Origin of the sequence: Pseudomonas sp. p1(2021b) (genome assembly GCF_020151015.1) — a bacterium.
Taxonomy (GTDB): domain Bacteria; phylum Pseudomonadota; class Gammaproteobacteria; order Pseudomonadales; family Pseudomonadaceae; genus Aquipseudomonas; species Aquipseudomonas putida_K.
Genome location: NZ_CP083746.1, coordinates 1690326 through 1709117 on the forward strand (window position 1 = coordinate 1690326; position 18792 = coordinate 1709117).

At 63.3% G+C, this 18792-nt stretch carries 19 protein-coding genes; 12 read left to right on the top strand and 7 right to left on the bottom strand.

Features of this window, described 5'->3' with window-relative positions:
- The first annotated feature begins 78 nt into the window (after window positions 1-78).
- The 5 genes from clpP to K8374_RS07870 all read left to right on the top strand — a co-directional run bounded on the left by clpP (window position 79) and on the right by K8374_RS07870 (window position 7146).
- A complete protein-coding gene (gene clpP / locus K8374_RS07850; RefSeq protein ID WP_084854802.1) occupies window positions 79-720 on the top strand; it encodes an ATP-dependent Clp endopeptidase proteolytic subunit ClpP in 642 nt (213 codons plus the stop codon).
- A gap of 108 nt (window positions 721-828) precedes the next feature.
- On the top strand, window positions 829-2112 hold the full coding sequence (gene clpX, locus K8374_RS07855) for an ATP-dependent Clp protease ATP-binding subunit ClpX (protein ID WP_043213487.1): 1284 nt from the start codon (window positions 829-831) through the stop codon (window positions 2110-2112).
- 155 nt (window positions 2113-2267) lie between these two features.
- The gene (gene lon, locus K8374_RS07860; protein ID WP_224458556.1) at window positions 2268-4664 is read left to right on the top strand and encodes an endopeptidase La; all 2397 of its coding nucleotides are present in this window, start codon (window positions 2268-2270) and stop codon (window positions 4662-4664) included.
- Between the two features lie 153 nt (window positions 4665-4817).
- The gene (gene hupB / locus K8374_RS07865; protein WP_011533117.1) at window positions 4818-5090 is read left to right on the top strand and encodes a nucleoid-associated protein HU-beta; all 273 of its coding nucleotides are present in this window, start codon (window positions 4818-4820) and stop codon (window positions 5088-5090) included.
- Window positions 5091-5274: 184 nt separating this feature from the next.
- Complete coding sequence (locus tag K8374_RS07870) at window positions 5275-7146, top strand: SurA N-terminal domain-containing protein (RefSeq protein ID WP_224458557.1); 1872 nt, start codon at window positions 5275-5277, stop codon at window positions 7144-7146.
- Between the two features lie 119 nt (window positions 7147-7265).
- Here the strand turns inward: K8374_RS07870 and K8374_RS07875 are convergent, their stop codons facing one another.
- Window positions 7266-8306, bottom strand: coding sequence for a patatin-like phospholipase family protein (locus tag K8374_RS07875; protein WP_224458558.1), 1041 nt, complete (start codon window positions 8304-8306; stop codon window positions 7266-7268).
- 161 nt (window positions 8307-8467) lie between these two features.
- Here K8374_RS07875 and K8374_RS07880 point away from each other — a divergent pair, with 161 nt between their 5' ends.
- Entirely contained in the window at window positions 8468-8746 is a 279-nt protein-coding gene (locus K8374_RS07880; RefSeq protein WP_084854798.1) for a hypothetical protein, read from the top strand.
- 14 nt (window positions 8747-8760) lie between these two features.
- Window positions 8761-9528: a CHAD domain-containing protein gene (locus K8374_RS07885; RefSeq protein WP_224458559.1), complete on the top strand. Its 768-nt coding sequence runs from the start codon at window positions 8761-8763 to the stop codon at window positions 9526-9528.
- Window positions 9529-9534: 6 nt separating this feature from the next.
- On the opposite strand, the gene K8374_RS07890 is transcribed toward K8374_RS07885, so the two are convergent.
- From K8374_RS07890 to K8374_RS07900, 3 genes are all read right to left on the bottom strand, one after another.
- Window positions 9535-9903 carry an Mpo1-like protein gene (locus K8374_RS07890; protein WP_224458560.1) on the bottom strand — a complete coding sequence of 123 codons (369 nt, stop codon included), beginning with the start codon at window positions 9901-9903 and terminating at the stop codon, window positions 9535-9537.
- Between the two features lie 76 nt (window positions 9904-9979).
- Entirely contained in the window at window positions 9980-11458 is a 1479-nt protein-coding gene (locus tag K8374_RS07895) for a methyl-accepting chemotaxis protein (RefSeq protein ID WP_224458561.1), read from the bottom strand.
- A 105-nt stretch (window positions 11459-11563) separates the two neighbouring features.
- Window positions 11564-12361 carry a TatD family hydrolase gene (locus K8374_RS07900; protein WP_224458562.1) on the bottom strand — a complete coding sequence of 266 codons (798 nt, stop codon included), beginning with the start codon at window positions 12359-12361 and terminating at the stop codon, window positions 11564-11566.
- Between the two features lie 156 nt (window positions 12362-12517).
- On the opposite strand from K8374_RS07900, the gene K8374_RS07905 reads away from it, so the two are divergent.
- From K8374_RS07905 to greB, 3 genes are all read left to right on the top strand, one after another.
- Complete coding sequence (locus K8374_RS07905; protein ID WP_224458563.1) at window positions 12518-13924, top strand: transglycosylase SLT domain-containing protein; 1407 nt, start codon at window positions 12518-12520, stop codon at window positions 13922-13924.
- A 186-nt stretch (window positions 13925-14110) separates the two neighbouring features.
- On the top strand, window positions 14111-14419 hold the full coding sequence (locus tag K8374_RS07910) for a hypothetical protein (protein WP_084854792.1): 309 nt from the start codon (window positions 14111-14113) through the stop codon (window positions 14417-14419).
- Between the two features lie 86 nt (window positions 14420-14505).
- Window positions 14506-14979, top strand: a complete 474-nt coding sequence (greB, locus tag K8374_RS07915; protein WP_224458564.1) for a transcription elongation factor GreB — start codon at window positions 14506-14508, stop codon at window positions 14977-14979.
- Between the two features lie 105 nt (window positions 14980-15084).
- On the opposite strand, the gene K8374_RS07920 is transcribed toward greB, so the two are convergent.
- Entirely contained in the window at window positions 15085-15369 is a 285-nt protein-coding gene (locus K8374_RS07920) for a pyrimidine/purine nucleoside phosphorylase (RefSeq protein ID WP_196145727.1), read from the bottom strand.
- Between the two features lie 73 nt (window positions 15370-15442).
- Window positions 15443-15994: an exonuclease domain-containing protein gene (locus tag K8374_RS07925; RefSeq protein ID WP_224458565.1), complete on the bottom strand. Its 552-nt coding sequence runs from the start codon at window positions 15992-15994 to the stop codon at window positions 15443-15445.
- 165 nt (window positions 15995-16159) lie between these two features.
- Between K8374_RS07925 and K8374_RS07930 the strand changes: the two genes are divergently transcribed.
- Both K8374_RS07930 and K8374_RS07935 read left to right on the top strand, forming a co-directional pair.
- Window positions 16160-16963: a substrate-binding periplasmic protein gene (locus tag K8374_RS07930; RefSeq protein ID WP_224458566.1), complete on the top strand. Its 804-nt coding sequence runs from the start codon at window positions 16160-16162 to the stop codon at window positions 16961-16963.
- 63 nt (window positions 16964-17026) lie between these two features.
- Entirely contained in the window at window positions 17027-18040 is a 1014-nt protein-coding gene (locus tag K8374_RS07935; RefSeq protein WP_224458567.1) for a GNAT family N-acetyltransferase, read from the top strand.
- Between the two features lie 68 nt (window positions 18041-18108).
- Here K8374_RS07935 and K8374_RS07940 read toward each other — a convergent pair whose 3' ends face one another.
- On the bottom strand, window positions 18109-18636 hold the full coding sequence (locus tag K8374_RS07940; RefSeq protein ID WP_084854786.1) for an RNA polymerase factor sigma-70: 528 nt from the start codon (window positions 18634-18636) through the stop codon (window positions 18109-18111).
- Window positions 18637-18792: the final 156 nt, after the last annotated feature.

Sequence of the window (18792 nt, forward strand, 5' to 3'; positions counted from 1 at the left end):
GTAGGAAACCCCACAAGCCAGCCTTCGAGCTGGCTTGTGCGTATTCAAGCCATGACTATTTGGGAGTGAGTGCAGGACATGTCCCGCAATTCTTATATTCAGCAGAGCTCCGACATCCAGGCCGCGGGCGGTCTGGTCCCGATGGTTATCGAGCAGTCCGCCCGTGGCGAGCGCGCCTACGACATCTACTCCCGCCTGTTGAAGGAGCGAGTGATTTTCCTGGTTGGTCCCGTCGAGGACTACATGGCCAACCTGGTGGTGGCACAACTGCTGTTCCTTGAAGCGGAAAACCCGGACAAGGATATCCATCTGTACATCAACTCGCCGGGTGGTTCGGTGACTGCGGGCATGTCGATCTACGACACCATGCAGTTCATCAAGCCGGACGTCTCGACCATCTGCATCGGCCAGGCCTGCAGCATGGGCGCCTTCCTGCTCGCGGCCGGCGCCGCTGGCAAGCGCCACTGTCTGCCGAACTCGCGCGTGATGATCCACCAGCCATTGGGCGGCTTCCAGGGCCAGGCGACCGATATCGAGATCCATGCCCAGGAAATCCTCAACATCAAGGCGCGCCTGAACGAGCTCTTGGCCTACCACACCGGCCAGGACCTGGAAACCATCAAGCGCGACACCGAACGCGACAACTTCATGAGCGCTGCACGCGCGGCCGAGTACGGCCTGATCGACTCGGTCTACGACAAGCGGCAACTGGCGTCCTGAACCAAGGTGCCAGAGCGGGTGGGCGCCGAAAGCGCCTACCTGCGGACTTGAAAAAGCCCGCAATTGCCTTCATCTTGTGTTTCATGCCTACCGGATTGGATCGATCGAATGACTGACACCCGTAACGGCGAGGACAGCGGCAAATTGCTCTATTGCTCCTTCTGCGGCAAAAGCCAGCACGAAGTGCGCAAATTGATTGCCGGGCCCTCGGTATTTATCTGCGACGAGTGCGTCGACCTGTGCAACGACATCATCCGTGAGGAGGTGCAGGAAGCCCAGGCCGAAAGCAACGCGCACAAATTGCCATCGCCGAAAGAAATCAGCGGCATCCTGGACCAGTACGTCATTGGCCAGGAGCGCGCGAAGAAGGTGCTGTCCGTAGCGGTGTACAACCACTACAAGCGCCTGAACCAGCGTGACAAGAAGGGCGACGAAGTCGAACTCGGCAAGAGCAACATCCTGCTGATCGGGCCCACCGGCTCGGGCAAGACCCTGCTCGCCGAAACCCTCGCACGCCTGTTGAACGTACCGTTCACCATTGCCGACGCCACCACCCTGACCGAAGCCGGTTACGTGGGTGAGGATGTCGAGAACATCATCCAGAAACTGCTGCAAAAGTGCGACTACGACGTGGAAAAGGCCCAGATGGGCATCGTCTACATCGACGAGATCGACAAGATCTCGCGCAAGTCGGACAACCCCTCCATCACCCGTGACGTTTCGGGCGAAGGCGTGCAGCAGGCGCTGTTGAAGCTGATCGAAGGCACCGTGGCCTCCGTGCCGCCGCAGGGCGGGCGCAAGCATCCGCAACAGGAATTCCTGCAGGTCGATACCCGCAATATCCTGTTCATTTGCGGTGGTGCATTCTCGGGCCTGGAAAAGGTCATCCAGAACCGCTCCACCAAGGGTGGCATCGGTTTTGGTGCCGAAGTGCGCAGCAAGCAGGAAGGCAAGAAAGTCGGCGAGTCCCTGCGTGAGGTCGAACCGGACGATCTGGTCAAGTTCGGCCTGATTCCGGAGTTCGTCGGCCGCCTGCCGGTGTTGGCGACCCTCGACGAGCTGGACGAAGCGGCGCTGATGCAGATCCTCACCGAACCGAAGAACGCCTTGACCAAGCAGTATGCCAAGCTGTTCGAGATGGAAGACGTGGATCTGGAGTTCCGCAGCGACGCGCTCAAGGCCGTTGCACGCAAGGCCCTGGAGCGCAAGACCGGCGCCCGTGGCCTGCGCTCGATCCTCGAGGGCGTGCTGCTCGACACCATGTACGAGATCCCTTCGCAGAAGGATGTCAGCAAGGTGGTGATCGACGAGAGCGTCATCGATGGCACGTCGCAGCCGCTGCTGATCTACGAAAACAGCGAGCCGCAAGCCAAGGCCGCGCCTGACGCCTGAGTCGGGTAAGCCAAGCGCGCAAGAAAGGGGCCTACGGGCCCCTTTCTGCTTTTCCGATCTGAACGCTTGTATTTTTACAGACCTGCCCCCACATTAGGTCCAAGCATCATTTCCACCGGTTTCCGGCCATTAAGGGCCGCTGTAGAGGCGAAATCATGAAGACCACCCTCGACTTGCCTCTCTTGCCATTGCGCGATGTCGTTGTCTATCCGCACATGGTCATCCCACTGTTCGTGGGGCGCGAGAAGTCCATCGAAGCCCTCGAGGCCGCGATGACGGGCGAAAAGCAGATCCTGCTGCTGGCCCAGAAGAATCCTGCCGATGACGATCCGGGCGAAGATGCCCTGTATCGCGTCGGTACCGTTGCCACCGTCCTGCAATTGCTCAAGCTTCCCGATGGCACCGTCAAGGTGCTGGTCGAGGGCGAGCAGCGCGGTGCGGTAGAGCGTTTTACCGAGACCCAAGGGCACGTCCGTGCCGAAGTGTCCCTGATCGATGAAGCTGAAGCGGCCGAGCGCGAATCGGAAGTCTTCGTGCGCACGCTGCTGTCGCAGTTCGAACAGTACGTCCAGCTGGGCAAGAAGGTTCCGGCCGAAGTCTTGTCCTCGCTCAACAGCATCGAGGAGCCAGGGCGCCTGGTCGATACCATGGCGGCCCACATGGCGCTCAAGATCGAGCAGAAGCAGGAGATCCTCGAGATCGTCGACCTGCCGGCCCGGGTCGAGCATGTCCTGGCGCTGCTGGATGCCGAGATCGACCTGCTGCAGGTCGAGAAGCGTATCCGTGGCCGGGTCAAGAAGCAGATGGAGCGCAGCCAGCGCGAGTACTACCTGAATGAGCAGATGAAGGCCATTCAGAAGGAGCTCGGCGACGGCGACGAAGGCCATAACGAAGTCGAAGAGCTGAAAAAGCGCATCGAAGCCGCAGGCCTGCCCAAGGATGCCCTGGCCAAGGCCCAGGCCGAGCTGAACAAGCTCAAGCAGATGTCGCCGATGTCCGCCGAGGCAACGGTGGTGCGTTCCTACCTGGATTGGCTCGTGCAGGTGCCGTGGAAGGCCCAGAGCAAGGTACGCCTGGACCTGGCCAAGGCCGAGGAAATCCTGGATGCCGACCACTACGGCCTGGAAGAGGTCAAGGAACGTATCCTGGAATACCTCGCTGTCCAGAAACGCGTGAAGAAGATCCGTGGCCCGGTGCTGTGCCTGGTCGGCCCGCCTGGCGTCGGCAAGACCTCCCTGGCCGAGTCGATCGCGGCCGCGACCAACCGCAAATTCGTGCGCATGGCCCTTGGCGGTGTGCGTGACGAGGCCGAGATCCGCGGCCACCGCCGTACCTATATCGGCTCGATGCCGGGCCGCCTGATCCAGAAGATGACCAAGGTGGGCGTACGCAACCCGCTGTTCCTGCTCGACGAGATCGACAAGATGGGCAGCGACATGCGTGGCGACCCGGCCTCGGCATTGCTCGAGGTGCTCGACCCCGAGCAGAACCACAACTTCAACGACCACTACCTGGAGGTCGACTACGACCTTTCGGACGTGATGTTCCTGTGCACCTCGAACTCGATGAACATCCCGCCGGCGCTGCTTGACCGTATGGAGGTCATCCGTCTGCCGGGCTACACCGAGGACGAGAAGATCAACATCGCGGTCAAGTACCTCACGCCCAAGCAAGTGAAGGCCAACGGCCTGAAGAAGGGCGAGCTGGAGATCGACGTCACTGCGATCCGCGACATCATTCGCTACTACACCCGCGAGGCGGGGGTGCGTGGCCTGGAGCGCCAGATCGCCAAGGTCTGCCGCAAGGTGGTCAAGGAGCATACCGGCGAGAAGCAGCTCAAGGTCAAGGTGACCGGCGAGCAGCTCGAGCACCTGCTCGGCGTGCGCAAGTTCCGCTACGGCCTGGCCGAGCAGCAGGACCAGATCGGGCAGGTCACCGGCCTCGCCTGGACCCAGGTGGGCGGCGAGCTGCTGACCATCGAGGCGGTGGTCATCCCCGGCAAGGGCCAGCTGATCAAGACCGGCTCCCTGGGCGACGTCATGGTCGAATCGATCACCGCCGCGCAGACCGTGGTTCGCAGCCGTGCCCGCAGCCTGGGTATCGCTGCCGACTTCCACGAGAAGCATGATGTGCACATCCACATGCCCGAGGGCGCCACGCCCAAGGACGGCCCGAGCGCGGGCATCGGCATGTGCACCGCGCTGGTCTCGGCCCTGACCCAGATCCCGGTGCGCGCCGATGTGGCCATGACCGGCGAGATCACCCTGCGTGGCCAGGTGCTGGCCATCGGCGGCCTCAAGGAAAAACTCCTGGCGGCGCATCGGGGCGGGATCAAGACGGTGATCATTCCCGAGGAGAATGTCCGCGACCTGAAGGAGATTCCGGAAAATATCAAACAGGATCTTCAGATCAAACCGGTCAAATGGATTGACGAAGTCCTGCAAATTGCGCTGCAATACGCCCCGGAGCCCTTGCCAGATGTGGCTCCGGAGATTGTCGCGAAAGATGAAAAGCGCGACGGCGATGCTAAGGAAAGAATCAGCACGCACTAGTACGTATTTCGCTGGGGGGCTTTCCTTGACAGTTTTTTCGGGGCCTTGCTATAAAACGGCACGCCAGTGTCAATAGGCCGCCCAGTGCTCGTTTCATAAGCTTTTCATTACATACTTAGAAACAAACTCAATAGAGATATAAGGGGACTTAGAGTGAACAAGTCGGAACTGATTGACGCTATCGCCGCATCCGCTGACATTCCGAAAGCTGTAGCTGGCCGTGCGCTGGACGCAGTCATCGAATCCGTCACCGGCGCCCTGAAGCAAGGTGATGATGTTGTACTGGTTGGCTTCGGTACCTTCTCGGTCAAGGAGCGCGCTGAGCGCACCGGCCGCAACCCACAAACCGGCAAGGCGATCAAGATCGCTGCCGCCAAGGTTCCAGGTTTCAAGGCTGGCAAGGGCCTGAAAGACGCCGTCAACTAAGTCGTCTCTTTCAGCCGGGCTTGGCCATGCCAGGCCCGACCGCGTGACGGCGGGGCCGCAAACGTTCCCGCTGGCACGCTCGCTTTGAAAAGGCGCATCCCACAGGATGCGCCTTTCTTCTATCAGGACTCTACCCACGCTCCACGGTTGTCGACGCAGTGGTACAACCGTTTCTGGGGGACGCATGCTGCAGAATATCAGGGACAATTCACAAGGTTGGATTGCCAAGACCATCATCGGCCTTATCGTTGTGCTGATGGCGCTGACCGGCTTCGAGGCCATTTTCCAGGCCACCAGCCATAGCCAGGATGCTGCCAAGGTGAACGACGAGACCATCAGCCAGAACGAGCTGAGCCAGGCCGTCGACTTGCAGCGCCGTCAGCTGATGCAACAGCTGGGCAAGGATGTCGACCCAGCGCTGCTGGACGATAAAGTGCTGCGCGAAGCCGCGCTCAAGGGGTTGATCGAGCGCAAGCTGCTGTTGCAGGGCGCCAAGGATGCCAAATTCTCCTTCTCCGAGGCCGCATTGGATCAAATGATCCTGCAGATGCCGGAGTTCCAGGTTGACGGCAAGTTCAACGCCGAACGCTTCGACTCGGTCATTCGCCAGCTGGGCTATGGCCGGATGCAGTTCCGCGAAATGCTGACCGAGGAAATGCTCATCAGCCAGCTGCGCGCGGGCCTGGTCGGTAGCAGCTTCGTCACCGACAAGCAGGTCGAGTCCTTCGCCCGCCTGGAGAAGCAGACCCGCGACTTCGCCTCGCTGACCTTCAAGGCCGACCCGGCCGCGGTCAAGGTGAGCGACGAGGAGGTCAAGGCGCACTACGACCAGCACGCCAAGGAGTTCATGACGCCGGACCAGGTGGTCATCGACTATATCGAGCTGAAGAAGTCGGCGTTCTTCGACCAGGTCGAGGTCAACGAAGACGAACTCAAGGACCTCTACGAGAAGGAAGTCGCCAACCTGGCCGAGCAGCGCCATGCCGCGCACATCCTGATCGAGGTCAACGATAAGGTCTCCGACGACCAGGCCAAGGCCCGCATCGAAGAGATCCAGCAGCGCCTGGCCAAGGGGGAAGACTTCGCCGCCCTGGCCAAGGAGTTCTCCCAGGACCCGGGGTCGGCCAACAACGGCGGTGACCTTGGTTTCGCAGGCCCCGGTGTCTATGACCCGGCCTTCGAGGAGGCTCTGTACAAGCTGAACCAGGACCAGGTATCGGCACCGGTGCGCACCGAGTTCGGCTACCACCTGATCAAGCTGCTGGGCGTCCAGGCGCCGGAAGTGCCGACTTTCGCCAGCCTGAAGGACAAGCTGACCCGCGAGCTGAAGACCCAGCAGGTCGAACAGCGTTTCGTGGAAGTGACCAAGCAGCTCGAGGATGCCGCCTTCGAAGCCTCCGACCTGGCCCAGCCGGCCCAGGACCTGGGCCTGAAGGTACAGACCTCGGCAGCGTTCGGGCGCGAGGGCGGCGAAGGCATCACCGCCAACCGTTCGGTGGTCCAGGCCGCGTTCAGCGAAGAAGTGCTGGAAGAGGGCGCCAACAGCAACGCCATCGAGCTGGATCCGGAAACCGTGGTCGTGCTGCGGGTCAAGGAGCACCGCAAGCCATCGCAGTTGCCGCTGGAGGCCGTGGCCAGCAACATCCACGACCACCTGGCCAAGGAGAAGGCGATCGCCGAGCTCAAGGCCAAGGCCGACAAGCTGATCGCTGGCCTGCGTGATGGCTCGGTCGCCGCTGATGCGGCCCACGAGGGCCAGGCGTGGAAAGTCCAGGAAGCGGTCACTCGCGGCCAGGACGGTATCGACCCGGCCGAGCTGCAGGCGGTGTTCCGCCTGGGCAAGCCTGAGTCCAAGGACAAGCCGGTGTACGGCAGCGTGGTCCTGGGCGATGGCAGTCTGGTGGTGCTGCAGCTCAAGGGGGTCAACGAAGGCGCTGCGGCCACTGACGAGGAGAAGGCGTACATCCGTCGCTACCTCGCCTCCCGTGCCGGCGAGCAGGACTTCGCCGCCTACCGCAAGCAGCTGGAAGCCAACGCGGACGTCACTCGCTACTGAGTGCCCACCCCTCGCAACGAAACAGGCCGCCCGTGCGGCCTGTTTCGTTTTTGAGCTTCGCTCGAACCGGTAGGCGCGGGCGATTCGTGCATTGCAGCCTAGGCAGCACACCCAGGCGCCTAGCGCCGCTCGCCTTCATAGTTATCCAGCGTATCCCGCGCAATCTCCCGGCCCAGCGCAATCAGCTCCGGCGCCTTGTAGAACTCGAAGAACCGGCATACCCGCTTGGGCACGTTGATCAGCACATCCGGCGGATAGCCTGCGATCTTGTATTGGGCCAGGGACGTCTGCATCACCTCGAAGCTCTGGTTGATCAGGTCGAGCAACGAGGCAGGTCCGACGTTGTCGATGATGAACGAGCCCGTGGCCGACTTGGGCGCGCCCTCGCGCTCCGGCGCAGCGGCAGGTTGCTGGCTTTCCGGGTCGGCCGATTCACCCAGCCAGGGGTCATGGGATGCCAGGCCTTCGGAGGCGATCTCCTGCTCGATGCGTATCAATTGTTCGGCCGGCTTGCGGCGGAAGGGCATGCGCGAACCCAGCGAACTGATCAGGGCATCGAAGCGCATCTTGAACGCTGCCGGGCGCTCGATGACCGGCAACTGGTACTGCTTCTGGTTGGTGGCGTTGAGGTTCACTGCGATGATCAGGTCGCAGTGGCTGGAGACCACCGGGACGATCGGCAATGGGTTGAGAATGCCGCCATCGACCAGCATCCGGTTGCCCTGCATCACCGGCGTGAACAGGCTGGGAATCGCTGCCGAGGCGCGCATGGCCTGGTGCAGGCAGCCTTCCTGGAACCAGATCTCCTGCTGGTTGGTAAGGTCCGCCGCCACGGCCGTGTAGGGAATGGATAATTGCTCGATGTTCACCTCGCCGACGATTTTGCGGATCTGACCGAACACCTTGTCGCCGCGGATCGCGCCGAGACGAAAGCTCACATCCACCAGGCGCAGCACGTCCAGGTAGTCCAGGCTTTCGATCCAGCCGCGGTATTCGTCAAGCTTGCCGGCTGCGTAGATGCCACCGATCACCGCGCCCATCGAACAACCGGCGATGCAGGCGATGTCGTAGCCTCGTCGTTCGATCTCCTCGATCACGCCGATGTGCGCGTACCCCCGGGCACCGCCCGATCCTAGTACCAATGCCACGCGTTTGCTCATGATCGTCCCCTCACTGCTGTGCAACCATGGTCCAACAATGCACCCATTGCTGCATATGCTTCAATGTAGACCGCGCTGGGCTACGCTGAGCAGGGCACTTTTCGCTTGCCTGAGCGTCGAACGGCCACTCCATTCGTTTGTTCAATTTCGAGGTATTACCGATGAAAGCATGGATCTGCCTTCCCCTCCTGGCCCTGGCCCTGGCTGGCTGCGCAGGCAAGACGGCTTATCGTGACAGCTGTGCGAACCAGCTCGATGCCGCCTGGAAGGAACTGGACCTTGCCAAGGCCGAAGGCTTCGCCGGCACCGTCAGCTATTCCAAGGCCCTGTCGCTGCTGACCGGCGCCAAGACCCAGCAACAGTTCGAAGCCTTCGAAGGCTGCTCGCGCAAGGCCGAGAAGGCACGCTTCTACATTCGTGAGTCCCGCGCGGGGCGTTGATTCTGGAGTGACGTATGGCTGCCATGCTCGACCATGTGGTTGCCCAGGTGCTGGCCGTCCAGGTGCGCCTGCTGGCGTGCCGTGAGCGGTTGGCTGCGGATGTCGACAGCGAAGCGCTGCATGACCTGCGTATCAGCCTGAGGCGCCTGCGCAGCCTGCTGCGGCCCTTGCGCGGCCTGCCGGGCGTGGAGCAGCTCGAGGATGCGGCGAAGGCCTTGGGCACCTTGACGACCCCCCTGCGTGATCGTGAGGTGCTGGCGGCGCACCTGATCGGGCGGGGCCATGAACAGGCCGGGCGCCAACGCCTGCAGGGCAGGGCTGAGACCTTCGCCAGCGTGGCCGCCAGCCGCCAGCTCACCCGGGTGCTGGCCATCGTCGATAACTTCCCGTTGTTCCTGCGGGTCAGTGACCGCGAAGGCCTGGTGGACGAACTGGGCAAACGTATCGACAAGCGCCTGCGCAAGCAGTGGCGCAAGCTGGAAAAGGCCCTGGCCGACCCGGCCCACGACCGTCATCGCTTGCGCCTGCTGATCAAGCGGGCGCGTTACGGCGACGACGCTTACCCACAGCTAAGGCATGCCGGCAAGAAGCTGCAACGGCTGCTCAAGCAGGCCCAGGGCGACCTGGGCGACTGGCACGACCGCGTCCAGTGGTTGTTGCTGGCGCGCGAGCACGCCGACCTTGCGCCCTTCAAGGCGACCTGGACGCGCGAACTGCACGAGGCCGAGGGCAAGGCCGATATCACGCTGCAGGCCCTGCAGGTGGCCCTGGCGCGTCGTTAGCGCGCGTCATCGGTGATGCTTACGGCGTTCGCGCCAGGCACGCCACCAGGCACCACTGATAACGAAGCGCGGAAAGGTGATGAATTGCTCGGTCAGAAGACGCTGCAGGGCATCCTTGCGGTTGGCGAACGGCTCCGGTTGTTCGGCTTCCAGGCGATGCCCCTGGCGCTGCAGACCTAGGCCCGCGGCCAGGGCGATCACGCCGACGGCGACCTGGCTCAGGTCCAGGCCGAACAGGCCCGAGAGCACCAGCAGCGCCCCGAGGATGAACAACGGCACGGCGATCAGGTGCAGCACCAGGTTGGTCGGGTGCCGGTGGTTGTGGTGGTAGCCACGCCATTGCCAGGCGGGCAGGTTGGGCAGGCGTTTGCTCATGGGCATTTCCTCGTCAGTCATGCCCAAAGCTTAGTGCGCCCCCTTGGCGGGGGCCAATCGAAGCGGGTTATCGACCCTATAGCTTGAGCTGGCCGATGGCCTTGTTCAGCTGTGCGGCCAGGCTCGCCAGTTCGCTGCTGGTGGTGGCCGAGTCGACCGTCTGTTGAACGGTCTGTTCGGTGACATCGCGGATGCTGACCACCGCCCGGTTCATTTCCTCGGCGACCTGGCTCTGCTGTTGCGCGGCCACCGCGATCTGGGTGTTGCTCTCGCGCATCTGCGCCACGGCACTGGTGATCTCTGCCAGTGCTTCGCCGGCCTCCTGGGCCTGCTTGACGCAGTCATCGGCCTTGTACGAACTCTCCTGCATGAAGTCCACCGCATCCCGGGTGCCGGCCTGCAAGGCCGCGACCATGCCGGTGATTTCATCCGTGGAGCTTTGCACACGCCTGGCCAGGTTGCGCACCTCGTCTGCCACCACGGCGAAGCCACGGCCCAGGTCGCCGGCCCGGGCGGCCTCGATGGCTGCGTTCAAGGCCAGCAGGTTGGTCTGCTCGGCGATGCTGTGGATCACCCCGACCACGCCGTTGATGCGCTGGCTGTCCTCGGCCAGTTGGCGGATCATCTCGGCGGTCTGCTGGACTCCGCCGGACAATCCGGCGATCGAGCCCTGTACCCGGCTGACCACGGCCTGGCCGCTGCCGGCCAGGGTGTCGGCGCTCTGGGAGAGGTCGCGGGTGGCGCCGGCGTGCTGGGCGATATGGTGCACAGTGGCAGACATTTCATTGATGGCCGTGGCTGCCTGGTCGGTTTCGCTCTGCTGGCCGATCATGCCGTGGCGCACCTCATCCATGCTCGCGGCCAGGCGCGCGGCGCCGGCGTCCAGCTGCGCCGCCGTGTGCGCCACGGTGCTGACGATGCGGTGGTAGGTGGTTTGCATGGCATTGAAGGCGCCTGCCATCTGGCCGACTTCATCGCCGCAGGACAGCGGCACGCGAGCGGCCAGGTCGCCGGTCTTCTCCACGTGGAGCATCACGTCCTTGAGGGTGTTCAGCTGGCTGAGCAAGAAGCGGATGAGCAACTGCGAGGCACAGAGCATCGCCAGCATCAGGATCAGCACGCATAGGGCATAGCGACTGAAGCGCTCGAAGAATACCTGGCGCAGGCTCGGCGCCTGGGCCAATACGGCGACTTGCTGGTCGCCATGGCGCACGACCTGGGCGCCCAGCAGCGGGGTGTCGCCCAGGAGCCAGGCATGGGGCAGCGGGACCCAGCCCTGGGCGTTGGCCAGGGCCTCGCGTGGTTGTTCGGCGATGACCGGGACCTGGCCGATCTGCCAGGTCACCAGGTTGGGCTGCACGGGTAGGGCCTGCCCCGCAGGCCAGGCGTCGATCAGCTTGGCCTGGGCGGCGGCCGTGTCGCGGGCGCCCTCGGCGCGCGCCTGCTGTTCCAGGTGCACCGCGTAGAGCACCAGCAGCAAGGTAGTGATGAAGGCCACCGCATTGACGGCCCAAAACTTGTATCTAAGGGAAATATTGCTAAGCCAGGCACCCATGGACAGGTCTTCTCTGAGTTGAGCGGAAACAACATTGGCAAGGTGCCATCATTGTGCCGGCTCACCCCAGGGCATGCCTTGATATGCGTCAACAAAGGCCGGGCTTTACACCAGCCGGAAGAACGCCTGCGCCGTGGCGGTGGTATGGGCTGCCGTCTCTTCCGAACCTTCGCCCCGATGCAGCGCCACCTCGCGCAACACCTCGGGCAGGAAGGCCGGCTCGTTGCGCCCACTCTTGGGCTTGGGCCGCAGGCTGCGCGGCAGCAGGTAGGGCGCGTCGCTTTCAAGCATCAGGCGGCCTTTGGGGATGTTACCGACCAGCGGGTGCAGGTGGGTGCCGCGGCGCTCATCGCAGATCCAGCCGGTGATGCCGATGTGCAGGTCCAGGTCCAGGTAGGCGAACAAGGCCTCGCGCTCGCCGGTGAAGCAGTGCACCACGGCGGCGGGCAGGTGGTCGCGGTAGTCCTGGAGGATCGCCAACAGCCGCTCGCTGGCATCGCGCTCGTGAAGGAACACCGGCAATTGCAGGTCGGCGGCCAGGGCCAGTTGTGCATGCAGGGCTTTTTCCTGGAGCGGGCGAGGGGAGAAGTCGCGGTTGAAATCCAGGCCGCATTCGCCAACGGCGCGCACGCGCGGCTGCGCCAGGAGCTGGCGCAATCGATCCTCGCTGGCGCTGTCCCAGGTGCTGGCATCGTGGGGGTGGACGCCTGCGGTGGTGAACAGGTGGTGGCCTTCCGGGTCCAGCTGCAAGGCCAGTTCCATGGCCTGTTCGCTGACACCCAGGCTGGTGCCGGTGACGATCATCTGCACCACGCCCGCTTGCACGGCGCGTTCGACGACGGCGGCCTGTTGGTCATGGAAGCTGCTGTTGGTCAGGTTGACGCCGATATCGATCAGTTGCATGGTGCTACCTCGTGCCGCGGGTCGGCCAGCATAGCAAAAATCGGGAATTTCCAATAAATCCCAGAACTTCAAGCGGTTGTCGTGGTCTTTTGGCGTCATTTGTCATGGGTTGGATGCGCCATGGCGCCGGCCCACCGCCCATGGACAGGTTCTCGCATGCTGCGATCGCTGCTGATTTTCCTGCTGACCCTCGGCCTGACCCTGGCCGGGCCAGCCAATGCCCGTTTGCCTGGCCCGCAGCAACACGTCCCGGTCAGTCAGGTGCGGGACCTGGCGCAGATCCGCAGCAGCAAGGTGCTCAGGGTCCTGGTGAACCAGAGCCGCAACAGCTCGGGCGAGGTCAAGGGCGAGCCGGTGGGCGTCGAGCATCATCGCCTGCGAAGCCTGGAGCATTACCTCAATGCCCGCGCCCGGGATGGCCAGGAAATCCGCCTCAAGCTCATTCCGCGGGCCAAGGAGCAGCTGCTCGCCGCCCTGCAGCGGGGCGAGGGCGACCTGGCGGCGCCGGGCGAACTGCTGGACCCTTCGCTGGTGCGCGGCGTCAGCGGCAGCGCCCCGGTGCGCGACCAGGTGCAGCTGATGCTGGTAGGGCGCAAGGGTGAGCGCAGTTTCAGCCGCGTCGAGCAGTTGTCCGGGCGTACCGTCGCCCTGACCAGCGCCAGTGCCGGCGGAGCGGTGATCGAACAGCTCAACCAGCAACTGGCCTTGCGCAAGCGCGCTGCGATCAAGGTGGAGTGGGTGGACCCGAGCCTGGCCGTCGAGGATGTACTGGAAATGGTCCAGGCCGGCATTTACCACCTGACCGTGGTGGAGCGCCCGATCGCCCAGCGTTGGGCGCGGGTGATGCCGCGTCTGCGCCTGGACAGCCGGGTCCACCTGGGCCAACCCCAGGCGATGCGCTGGTATGTCCGGCGTGATGCCAGCATGCTGCTGGCCACCGTGGACCGCTTCCTCCAGGGCTATCGTGCCCCGGCGAACCAGGACGCGGCCTTCGAGCGCATCTACCGGCGCCAGTACCGAGTACACGACCCGTTGGCACGCAAGAGCCGCAAGCGCCTGGAGTCGGTGCGTGCGGTGTTGCAAAAGCATGGCGCTGCGCAGCAGATCGACTGGCTCAACCTGGCGGCGCTGGCCTTCAAGGAGTCGACGCTCAACCCGGCGGCGCGGGGCAGCGGTGGCGCCCATGGGTTGATGCAGATCACCCCGTCGGCGGCCCGCCGCGTGGGGGTGAGTAACACCGCGACGGTCGATGGCAATGTCCAGGCTGGTGCACGCTACCTGGCGCTGATCCGCCGCAAGTTCTTCGCCAGCCCCCAGCTCAACGAGCGCGAGCGCATGGCGTTCGTGCTGGCGGCCTACAACCTCGGGCCGGAGCGGGTCCAGGCCATGCGGGCCGAAGCACGGCGCCGCGGGCTCAACGGCAACCAATGGTTCTTCCAGACCGAGCGCATCGCCATGGAGCAGGTCGGCATGGGGCCGGTCAATTTCGTCAACAGTGTCAACAAGTACTTCCTGGCGTTCAACCGGCAGCGGCAATCGTTGGAGCGTGTGGCCAAGCGCTGAAACCTTTACAGGTGGCTTGTAAGTTGCCGCTCGAGCCTCTAGCATACCGTCTGCGCCGATTTAAACAGCTACTTGCGGGGCGCGGGAGAAGCCCCCTCTGGGTCATCCGAAATACCGCTAAAGCGCTGGTTCGGTGACGCCTCCCACCGCTGCCCAGCGGGATTCGCGAGGCGCAGAGATATCTCCATGAGTTGTCCACGTACCAGTGTTTGCTTGAGCCCATTGCCTGCCGACCAGGCGTCCCGTACACCGCGCATCCTGCTCGGTGGCCAGCATCAACCCACGCTTCTACGCAACCTCGATGGCCTTTCACGGCGCAAGGGTCAGGCACGCGCATTCCTCGTCCAGTTCGCCGAAACCTGCGATGGCCTGGCCGAGTTCGCCAATGACCGTTTCGACCTGGCGGTCATCCAGGCGCCGCTGGCCGACGAGGCCGCTGAAGTGATCGGCCAGCTCACCCGCATCGCCCGCCAGGGCTTGATCACCCGCCGTTGAGGCGCGTGTAGCGTCGCGGATTTTTCGTTAAGCTCGGGGCCACGGCGGGCTTGCGCCTGCCGTGGATGCACTGAGGAGAATACGGCTTGAGCACCAACATCATCACCACCGAAGGTCACGAGGCCCTGAAGAAGGAGCTCGACCACTTGTGGCGGGTCTATCGCCCCGAGATCACGCAAAAGGTCACCTGGGCAGCCTCCTTGGGTGATCGCAGCGAGAATGCCGATTACCAGTACAACAAGAAGCTGCTGCGCGAGATCGACCGCCGAGTACGCTACCTGCGCAAGCGTCTGGAAGACGTCAAAGTCGTTGCCTATTCACCGCAGCAGGAAGGCAAGGTGTTCTTCGGCGCGTGGGTGGAGATCGAGAACGACGAGGGCGAGATGTTGAAGTTTCGTATCGTTGGCTACGACGAGATCCATGGCCGCAACGACTACATCTCGATCGACTCGCCCATGGCACGGGCGCTGTTGAAGAAGGAAGAAGGGGATGAGGTGGTGGTGAACACACCTACCGGTGAAGCCACCTGGTATGTCAATCGTATCCATTACGGCCAGTAGCGGCGCTTGGTGCCCAGCCAAGGGCTTGCCCCTCGATCGCGGCACAAGGCCGCTGCCACAGGGGTTGGCAGCAAGCGCTCGGACCCGCGCTCGCCGCCGAATCGATCAGTCGCGGTACTCGCACAGGTAGGCGGTGTCGACTGCCACTTTCAGCTGGAACTTGCTGTCGGCCGGCACGTTGAACTGGCTGCCCGCCTTGAACACTTCCCAGTTGTCGCTGCCTGGCAGCTTGACGGTCAGCGCACCGGAAACCACGTGCATGATCTCGCGCTTGGCGGTGCCGAACTCGTACTCGCCCGGCGCCATGACGCCCACGGTCGCCGGGCCTTCCTCGCCTGCGAAGCCGATCGACTTGACGGTGCCATCGAAGTATTCATTGACCTTGAACATGAAGCGACTCCTGAAAGAAGGGTGGAAAAGGGCTGGCCAGTATGCCCAAGCCCCCACACGCCGTCATCTGAATTCACGTGCCGGTGGCCGGAAGGCTCAAGGGCAGCAGTCGAGCGGTGTTGCGGGCGTCCTCCAGGGCGCGGTGCTGCTGGCCGGTGAACTGCAGCCCGGCCAGTTGCAGGGCACTGTTTAGCCCCAGCGGGCGTTGCAGGTGGCGGGCCTTGGCGAAGCGTTGTTTGAGGTTGATATGGGGCAGGGTCTGCAGCAGGCTCGTGACCTGGTGCTGTTGCCATTCCTGGTTCAGTTGCTGGCGGTCATAGTCGCCCCAGCTGACCCAGGCCTGCAGACGTTCACGATGGTGGCCCAGCCAGCGTTCGAATTGCGCCCACACGTCGGGAAAGGCCGCCGCGCCATCGACGCTGGCCTGGCTGATGTGAGTCAGGGCGCGGCAGAAGGGCGTCAGTTGCGGCCGCCGCCGGGGGCGCACGAACCGTTGGAAGTGATCGACCTCGCGACCTTCCCGGGTCACCAGGCTCGCACCGATTTCAATGATTTCCATCTCCGTGACGGGCCAGCCCCCGTCGTCGGTGGTGGCCTCCAAGTCAATCACCAGCCAATGGCCCATACCAGGGCTCCCTTCAAGACGCAGCATCTGCGTGGTCGCTAGAGCGTAGCCAATGTCCGCGCCGAGGGCATCCCCTGGCATTTTGGCATAAGCTGTTGTTGTGCCTTGGCGGGAAAACGCCTAGGTTAGTTGGATCCCGTTCGAACCGTGACGAGTGTCCTTCCCTTGATTCGCGTACCCGGCCTCAAGGCCCTGTCCTGTTTGTTGATCTCTGCTGCGTTGTCGCAGGCCTCGCTCGCGCAGGCGGGCCCGGTGGTGGAGGTGAGGGTCGGCGGCGCGCATTTCCCCCCTTATACCGTGCGCCCCGAACAAGGCACCGAAACCGGCTTGCTGCCGCAGATGCTCAAGGCGCTCAACCAGTTGCAACAGCAATACCATTTCGTGCTCGTGCCTACGTCCGTGCCGCGGCGCTTCGGCGATTTCCAGCAGGGGCGTACCGACATCGCCATGTTCGAGAACCCCAAGTGGGGTTGGGACCGCTTTCCCCATCAAAGCGTGGACCTGGGCCTGGAAGATGCCGAGATCTTCGTCGCCCGCCGCCAGACCGGGCGCGACCAGCAGTACTTCGAGAACCTGCAAGGCAAGCGCCTGGCCCTGTTCAACGGCTACCACTATGCATTCGCCAACTTCAATTCCGACCCGTACTACCTGGGCGAAACCTACGATGCGATCCTGACCTACTCCCACGACAGCAACCTGTTGATGGTCGAGCGCGGGCGGGTCGATATCGCCTTGGTCACGCGCTCCTACTTCATTGATTTTTGCGCCCGCCACCCCGACATCGCCGACCAGTTCCTGGCCTCCGAACGCATCGACCAGCGTTATCGCCACTACGCCATCCTGCGTCCCGAGTCGCCCATCGACGCCAAGGCATTTGCCGCGCTGATACGACGGTTGCACGACAACGGCCAGATGCTGCGTATCTTCCAGCCGTATCGCGTCAAGGTGGTGCGCCCGCCCAACGACTAAATTCCCTTGTGCAGGTCACGTCTACCGGATTGAACCCTACCGTCCTTTTCGTGAGCCGTGACCATGCCGTTCGATGCCGCTTCGCTGCCTCTTTCCTTGCCCCGCTGGCGCAGCCTCAGTGCCGATGAAGGGGATACCCGCTTGAGCCTTACACTCGAAGGCCGCCCGTTGATCCAGGTGCGCCTGGCCCCAGGCGCTACCCTTGACGTGCATGTGGAGCGACTGTGCCCGGAGCGCCCCGAACAGGCCTTGTGGGCGGCATGCTATTGGCTGCTGTCGCGCGACCCGGCCTGCCAGCGCCTGGCCTGGCACCTGCCCGAGGCGCTGCCCCAGGCGCTGGCCAGCGGGCTGCTGGTGCCCGGCGAGCGCCCGGGCCTGTACCTGTGCGAGCGCGGGATGTTCTGGCAATTGCCTCAGCCCTGGCTTGGCGATGCGGCGGCCGATCACTACCCCCAGCAGATGATGTTCCGCGACGGCAAGCGCCACCCCAGGCGCCCGCCCAAGCCGCGTGGTGAGGTGTACCGGCGTTTCGATGCGCGCCTGGGCGCCTGGGTGTCATTGCGCACCCTGGAGATCGATCACGACCTGGCCCGTTTCAACCGTTGGCAGAACGACCCGCGCATCGCGCAGTTCTGGCAGGAGGCCGGTACCCTTGAGCAGCATCGTGAATACCTGGCGAAACTCGAGGCCGACCCGCACACCCTGACCCTGGTCGGTTGCTTCGATGATGAGCCGTTCGCCTACTTCGAGGCCTACTGGGCCAAGGAAGACCGGATCGCACCGTTCTACCCGGCTGGCGACTACGACCGCGGTATCCACATGTTGGTAGGCGAGCAGGCGCATCGTGGTCCGCACAAGGTGGCCAGCTGGTTGTCGGCGCTAGTGCACTACCTGTTCCTGGACGACCCACGTACCCAGCGGGTGGTCGCCGAGCCACGTGCCGACAACGGCAGGATGATCGGCTACCTGCATGGGCAGTGCTTCCATTGCGAGAAGGAATTCGATTTCCCGCACAAGCGGGCGGCGTTGATGATCCTGGGGCGGGAGCGGTTCTTCGATCGCTGTTCGTTGGTCTGATACGTCAGTCGCTGTGGGAGCGGGCTTGTCCCGCGATAGGGGGGGGCGCGCCGCGCCCCCCAGGGGGCTCAGCCCTGGCGGCTGTGCTTGCGGCAATGGATCAGCGCATCGCGGATCATGAAGTTCACCAGTGTCGGCGATACGCCCAGCTCCTTGGCGATGTCCTTTTGCGGCACCCCGTGCAGGCGATACATCTCGAAGGCATAGCGGGTACGCTGGGGCAACTCGCCCAGGGCTTCGGCGATGTGCTCGAGGGTGGCAAGGTTGATGTGGGTGGCTTCGGGTGAGGCGTTCTGCAGGACGACATTGAGGCCTTCCTCTTCGCTGCCCGAATACTTGAGTTCCATGGCTTGCTTGCGGTAGTGGTCGATCGCCAGGTTGCGCACGATCTGGAACAGGTAGCTGAGCTGGGCCTTGAACGAGGATGTGATCTGCGGTGCGGCGCTGAGCCGGAAGAAGGCGTCCTGCACCACGTCTTCGGCCCGCGAGCGGCAGCCGGTGATGCGCGCGGCGATCTTGACCAGGATGCTGCGGTTGTCGACGAATGCCTGGAGTAAGGGTGAATCGCACTTACTTGTGGATAGTTGTTCCGCCATGGAAATCACCTTGTCTCGAAGAGAGGAGGGAGCACACCTGAGTGGGACGCTTCCTACGACGTGCGACAAGCTATTCTCAGTGATAATGATTGTCAAATGCGAAATAGAATTGATATCGAGTAAAAGTCGTATAAGCGCCGGAGCGTGAACCGGTTC

What these genes read in the sequence shown, in the direction of transcription:
- clpP (WP_084854802.1), top strand. Translation starts at nt 79, where the DNA reads ATGTCCCGCAATTCTTATATTCAGCAGAGCTCCGACATCCAGGCCGCG.
- clpX (WP_043213487.1), top strand. Translation starts at nt 829, where the DNA reads ATGACTGACACCCGTAACGGCGAGGACAGCGGCAAATTGCTCTATTGC.
- lon (WP_224458556.1), top strand. Translation starts at nt 2,268, where the DNA reads ATGAAGACCACCCTCGACTTGCCTCTCTTGCCATTGCGCGATGTCGTT.
- K8374_RS07870 (WP_224458557.1), top strand. Translation starts at nt 5,275, where the DNA reads ATGCTGCAGAATATCAGGGACAATTCACAAGGTTGGATTGCCAAGACC.
- K8374_RS07875 (WP_224458558.1), bottom strand. Translation starts at nt 8,306, where the DNA reads ATGAGCAAACGCGTGGCATTGGTACTAGGATCGGGCGGTGCCCGGGGG.
- K8374_RS07880 (WP_084854798.1), top strand. Translation starts at nt 8,468, where the DNA reads ATGAAAGCATGGATCTGCCTTCCCCTCCTGGCCCTGGCCCTGGCTGGC.
- K8374_RS07885 (WP_224458559.1), top strand. Translation starts at nt 8,761, where the DNA reads ATGGCTGCCATGCTCGACCATGTGGTTGCCCAGGTGCTGGCCGTCCAG.
- K8374_RS07890 (WP_224458560.1), bottom strand. Translation starts at nt 9,903, where the DNA reads ATGAGCAAACGCCTGCCCAACCTGCCCGCCTGGCAATGGCGTGGCTAC.
- K8374_RS07895 (WP_224458561.1), bottom strand. Translation starts at nt 11,458, where the DNA reads ATGGGTGCCTGGCTTAGCAATATTTCCCTTAGATACAAGTTTTGGGCC.
- K8374_RS07900 (WP_224458562.1), bottom strand. Translation starts at nt 12,361, where the DNA reads ATGCAACTGATCGATATCGGCGTCAACCTGACCAACAGCAGCTTCCAT.
- K8374_RS07905 (WP_224458563.1), top strand. Translation starts at nt 12,518, where the DNA reads ATGCTGCGATCGCTGCTGATTTTCCTGCTGACCCTCGGCCTGACCCTG.
- K8374_RS07910 (WP_084854792.1), top strand. Translation starts at nt 14,111, where the DNA reads ATGAGTTGTCCACGTACCAGTGTTTGCTTGAGCCCATTGCCTGCCGAC.
- K8374_RS07920 (WP_196145727.1), bottom strand. Translation starts at nt 15,369, where the DNA reads ATGTTCAAGGTCAATGAATACTTCGATGGCACCGTCAAGTCGATCGGC.
- K8374_RS07925 (WP_224458565.1), bottom strand. Translation starts at nt 15,994, where the DNA reads ATGGGCCATTGGCTGGTGATTGACTTGGAGGCCACCACCGACGACGGG.
- K8374_RS07935 (WP_224458567.1), top strand. Translation starts at nt 17,027, where the DNA reads ATGCCGTTCGATGCCGCTTCGCTGCCTCTTTCCTTGCCCCGCTGGCGC.
- K8374_RS07940 (WP_084854786.1), bottom strand. Translation starts at nt 18,636, where the DNA reads ATGGCGGAACAACTATCCACAAGTAAGTGCGATTCACCCTTACTCCAG.